Here is a 4693-nt window from a genome sequence, read left to right as displayed (position 1 = left end):
ATCTTCACCGCGCGGGAGGCCCGCTCGGGCTGGCCCTGCGGGAGCATGCCCAGGTGGGTGACCTTGGCCGCGGTGAACAGCATCGCCGAGGCGTTCGGGCAGGCCGCCACGCACGCGCCGCAGCCGATGCAGGTGGCGGCGTCGAACGCGCGGTCCGCGTCGGCCTTGGGGACCGGCGTGGCGTGCGCGTCCGGGGCGGTGCCGGTGGGCGCGCTGATGTAGCCGCCCGCCTGGATGATGCGGTCGAAGGCGCTGCGGTCGACCACCAGGTCCTTGATGACCGGGAACGCCTTGGCCCGCCACGGCTCGACGTCGATGACGTCGCCGTCGGAGAAGCTGCGCATGTGCAACTGGCAGGTGGTGGTGACCTCGGGGCCGTGGGCGACGCCGTTGATCACCACACCGCAGGCGCCGCAGATGCCCTCGCGGCAGTCGTGGTCGAACGCGATCGGCTCCTCGCCCTGGAGCGTGAGCTTCTCGTTGAGGACGTCGAGCATCTCCAGGAAGGACATGTCCTCGTTGACGTCCTCGACCTGGTAGGTGACCATCCGGCCCTCGTCGTCCCTGCTCTTCTGACGCCAAACGCGCAGGGTGATGTTCACTTGTAGCTCCGCTGCTTCATCTCGACGTACTCGTACTCCAGCTTTTCCTTGTGCAGCACGGGAGGCTTGCCGACACCGGTGAACTCCCATGCCGCGACATAGGCGAACTCGTCGTCATGACGCAGCGCCTCGCCGTCCTCGGTCTGGCTCTCGGCGCGGAAGTGGCCGCCGCAGGACTCGCGGCGGTGCAGCGCGTCGATGCACATGAGCTCGGCCAGTTCGAGGAAGTCGGCGACCCTGTTGGCACGCTCCAGGGTCTGGTTGAGCTCCTCGTTGACGCCGGTGACCTTGACGTCGCGCCAGAACTCGTCCCGCAGCTCGCGGATGAGCGCGATGGCCTTGTTGAGGCCCTCCTCGGTGCGCTCCATGCCGCAGTAGTCCCACATGATCTGGCCCAGTTCGCGGTGGAACGAGTCCACGGTGCGGCTGCCGTTGATGGACAGCAGCTTCTGGACCCGGGTGCGCACCGACTCGACCGCCTCCTTGGCCGCCGGGTGGTTCTCGTCGATCTTCTCGAACGGGCCGTCGGCGAGGTAGTCGTTGATGGTGTTGGGCAGCACGAAGTACCCGTCGGCCAGGCCCTGCATGAGCGCGCTGGCGCCCAGGCGGTTGGCGCCGTGGTCGGAGAAGTTGGCCTCACCGGCCACGAACAGGCCCGGGATGGTGCTCTGCAGGTCGTAGTCGACCCACAGGCCGCCCATGGTGTAGTGGACCGCCGGGTAGATGCGCATCGGAACCTCGTAGGGGTTCTCGCCGGTGATGCGCTGGTACATGTCGAACAGGTTGCCGTACTTGGCCTCCACCGCGGGGCGGCCCAGCCGCTTGATCGCGTCGGCGAAGTCCAGGTAGACGCCCAGTCCGCCGGGGCCGACACCGCGGCCCTCGTCGCAGACCCGCTTGGCGGCGCGCGAGGCGATGTCGCGCGGCACCAGGTTGCCGAACGACGGGTACATGCGCTCCAGGTAGTAGTCGCGCTCCTCCTCGGGGATGTCCCGCGGGTCGCGCTTGTCGCCCCGCTGCTTGGGCACCCAGATGCGGCCGTCGTTGCGCAGCGACTCGCTCATCAGGGTCAGCTTGGACTGGTAGGAGCCGCTGACCGGGATGCAGGTGGGGTGGATCTGCGTGTAGCAGGGGTTGGCGAAGAGCGCGCCCTTGCGGTGCGCGCGCCAGGTCGCCGTGACGTTGCTGCCCATCGCGTTGGTGGACAGGAAGAACACGTTGCCGTAGCCGCCGGTGGCGAGCACGACCGCGTCGGCGAAGTGGGTCTCGATCTCGCCGGTGACCATGTCGCGCACCACGATGCCGCGCGCCCGGCCGTCGGCGACGATGAGCTCCAGCATCTCGTGGCGGGTGTACATCTCCACGGTGCCCGCCGCGACCTGCCGCTCCAGCGCCTGGTAGGCGCCGATGAGGAGCTGCTGGCCCGTCTGGCCGCGGGCGTAGAAGGTGCGGGAGACCTGCACGCCGCCGAAGGAGCGGTTGTCGAGCAGACCGCCGTACTCGCGGGCGAAAGGCACGCCCTGGGCCACGCACTGGTCGATGATCTCGACGCTGACCTGCGCCAGCCGGTAGACGTTGGACTCGCGGGCGCGGTAGTCGCCGCCCTTGACGGTGTCGTAGAACAGCCGGTAGATGCTGTCGCCGTCGTTGCGGTAGTTCTTGGCCGCGTTGATACCGCCCTGCGCGGCGATGCTGTGTGCGCGCCGCGGGCTGTCCTGGTAGCAGAACGACTTGATGTTGTAGCCGGCCTCGCCCAGCGTGGCGGCCGCGGAGGCGCCGGCCAGGCCGGTGCCCACGATGATGATCGAGAGCTTGCGCCGGTTCGCCGGGTTGACCAGGCGCGCGGAGAAGCGGCGCTTGTCCCAGCGCTCCGCGATCGGCCCGTCGGGGGCCTTCTCGTCGCGGATCGGAGCGCCCTCGGTGTAAAGCTCGGTCATCTAGCCCACCAGCCCAAAGAGAACGGAGAACGGGGGAATGAGGAAACCGACCGTGATGACCACGGCGACGGCCGTCGCGACGACGTTGATCGCGCGCTGCCGCTGCGCCTTGTTGCGGCCCAGGGTCTGCACCGCACTCCACAGTCCGTGCCGCAGGTGGAACCCGACCGCCAGCATGGAGATCAGGTAGATCAGGACCACCCACCAGATCTGGAACCCGTTGACGACGCGCTCGTAGGGGCTGTCGGAGGCCCCGCCCGGCGCGATGATGTTCGCCGTGAGGTGGAGGAGGTGGTAGGTCACGAACAGCGCGATGACCACGCCGCCCCACCGCAGGGTGAAGGAGGCGTAGGTGCGCTGCACCCCGCGACGGTTCTTGCTGCTGTGGTAGCGCCGCGATCCCTTGCCCCCGGTCGCCCGGCGGGCCCTGCTCCACAGCGTGAAGGCCGAGTACATGTGGATGATGACGCTCGCCAGCAGGACGACGCGCATGATCCACAGGAATCCGTTCCTGGGGAGCATCGGCTCGCCGAGCACCCGCAGGTGGTGCGAGTAGTTGTCGAAGGTCTCCTGACCTCCGAAGATCATGAGGTTGCCGTACATGTGCGCGATCAGGAACAGCACGAGGATCGCGCCGGTGACCGCCATCGCGGCCTTGGCCGCCACCGTCGACCTGAGTGCCGTCGATCGCTGCTTCGTCAGGGTACTGTTCGCCACACTGTGAACTTTAGATCTTCCTTAACAGGTTCGTCTAAGTCATGGGAATGCTTGTGACCATAGCCGGAGGCTATGAACCGTGCAGTTCCAGCAACTCGCCTACTTCGTCGCCGTCGCGGAGACGCGGCATTTCACCCGGGCCGCCGAGGTCTCCCGGGTCGCCCAGCCCAGCCTGAGCAAGCAGATCAAGGCGCTGGAGAAGGAGCTCGGCGCGCCGCTGTTCGTCCGGGCCAGGGGAAATATCACACTCACCCCGGCCGGCGAGGCACTGCTTCCCCTCGCCCGCCGGATGCTCGCCGACCTGGAGACCGCCCGCCGCGAGGTCCAGGAGCTCACCGGGATGCGCCGCGGCCGGGTGCGCCTGGGCGCCACCCCGTCGCTGTGCGCCGGGCTGCTCGCCGACGCGCTGGCTCTCTTCCACGAACGCTACCCGGGCATCGAGCTGCACGTCGAGGAGGGCGGCTCCCGCGACCTCATCCGCGCCCTGGGCCGGGGCGAACTCGACCTGGCCCTGATCATCCTCCCCCTGCACAGCAGCGACCCCGAGTTCGTGACCGTGCCGATCCTGCGGGAGAGCCTGGTCGTGGCCAGCCCGCGCTCCCGCCCCTCCCCCACCCCCCGCGCCTCGATGCGCATCACCGACCTGCGCGACGTGCCGCTGGTGATGTTCCGGCGCGGCTACGACGTGCGCGACGCGACGCTGAACGCCTGCCGCGCCGCCGGCTTCGAGCCCCGCCTGGCGGTCGAGGGCGGGGAGATGGACGCGGTGCTGCGGTTCGTCGAGGCGGGCCTGGGCCTGGCGGTGGTCCCCGGCATGGTGCTGCGCAACCGGCCCGGGCTGCGCGGCACACCGCTGGCCAAGCCGCGCCTGCTGCGCACCATCGCGCTGGCGCACCGCAAGGACGTGGCGCCCTCGCGCACCGCGCTGGCGTTCTGGCGGGTCCTCGTGTCCTACCTGGGCACCCTCACCCGCGACGACCTGGGCGACGACCTGGAGGTCATCGCCCCGCCGGAGGAACTGGCCCCGGAGTGAGCCCTGCCCTCACAGCAGGGCGCCCTGCCGGGGTGGCCGCCACTGGAGGATCGACTCCAGGAAGCGGTGGACCGCCCGGTGCGGGGCCAGGGCCGCCACCATCCTGATCCCGGCGTCGCGGCCGCGGGCCAGGACGGGCGAGGACGCCTGGGCGAGCTCGGCGAACTGCGCGACACGCTGCACCACGTAGCGGGTGCGCCCCAGGCGGTCGTCGGTGTAGGAGGCCAGCGCCACCGGCAGGTAGGCGGCAGAGGCGCTGGCGCGGTGGGCCAGCACCGCGGCGTCCTCCACCGCCAGGCAGACGCCCTGGTCCAGGTTGGGCGGCAGGGCGTGCGCGGCGTCGCCGACCAGGGCGACCCGCCCCACGTGGTAGGCGGGCAGCGGGTCGTCGGCGACCAGGGCGT

5 protein-coding genes are annotated in these 4693 nt (G+C 69.8%); 1 reads left to right on the top strand and 4 read right to left on the bottom strand.

From position 1 onward, the window contains the following. The 3 genes from AC529_RS17085 to AC529_RS17075 form a co-directional block, all read right to left on the bottom strand. A partial coding sequence (locus AC529_RS17085; protein ID WP_068758377.1) for a succinate dehydrogenase/fumarate reductase iron-sulfur subunit occupies positions 1–602 on the bottom strand: 602 nt, incomplete at its 3' end. Further along, positions 599–2539, bottom strand: a complete 1941-nt coding sequence (locus AC529_RS17080; RefSeq protein ID WP_068758376.1) for a fumarate reductase/succinate dehydrogenase flavoprotein subunit — start codon at positions 2537–2539, stop codon at positions 599–601. The genes AC529_RS17080 and AC529_RS17085, both read right to left, overlap by 4 nt. Further along, on the bottom strand, positions 2540–3256 hold the full coding sequence (locus tag AC529_RS17075; protein ID WP_068758375.1) for a succinate dehydrogenase cytochrome b subunit: 717 nt from the start codon (positions 3254–3256) through the stop codon (positions 2540–2542). Between the two features lie 79 nt (positions 3257–3335). Here AC529_RS17075 and AC529_RS17070 point away from each other — a divergent pair, with 79 nt between their 5' ends. Then, entirely contained in the window at positions 3336–4289 is a 954-nt protein-coding gene (locus AC529_RS17070) for a LysR family transcriptional regulator (RefSeq protein ID WP_068758374.1), read from the top strand. Positions 4290–4298: 9 nt separating this feature from the next. Here the strand turns inward: AC529_RS17070 and AC529_RS17065 are convergent. Next, the coding region (locus tag AC529_RS17065) for an FAD-dependent monooxygenase (RefSeq protein WP_198156468.1) at positions 4299–4693 on the bottom strand (395 nt) is incomplete at its 5' end.

Origin of the sequence: Thermobifida cellulosilytica TB100 (genome assembly GCF_001517975.1) — a bacterium.
GTDB classification, from domain to species: domain Bacteria; phylum Actinomycetota; class Actinomycetes; order Streptosporangiales; family Streptosporangiaceae; genus Thermobifida; species Thermobifida cellulosilytica.
Note: the sequence above shows the minus strand (reverse complement) of the source record. Positions and strands in the feature narration are given on the sequence as shown.

What these genes read in the sequence shown, in the direction of transcription:
- AC529_RS17080 (WP_068758376.1), bottom strand. Translation starts at nt 2,539, where the DNA reads ATGACCGAGCTTTACACCGAGGGCGCTCCGATCCGCGACGAGAAGGCC.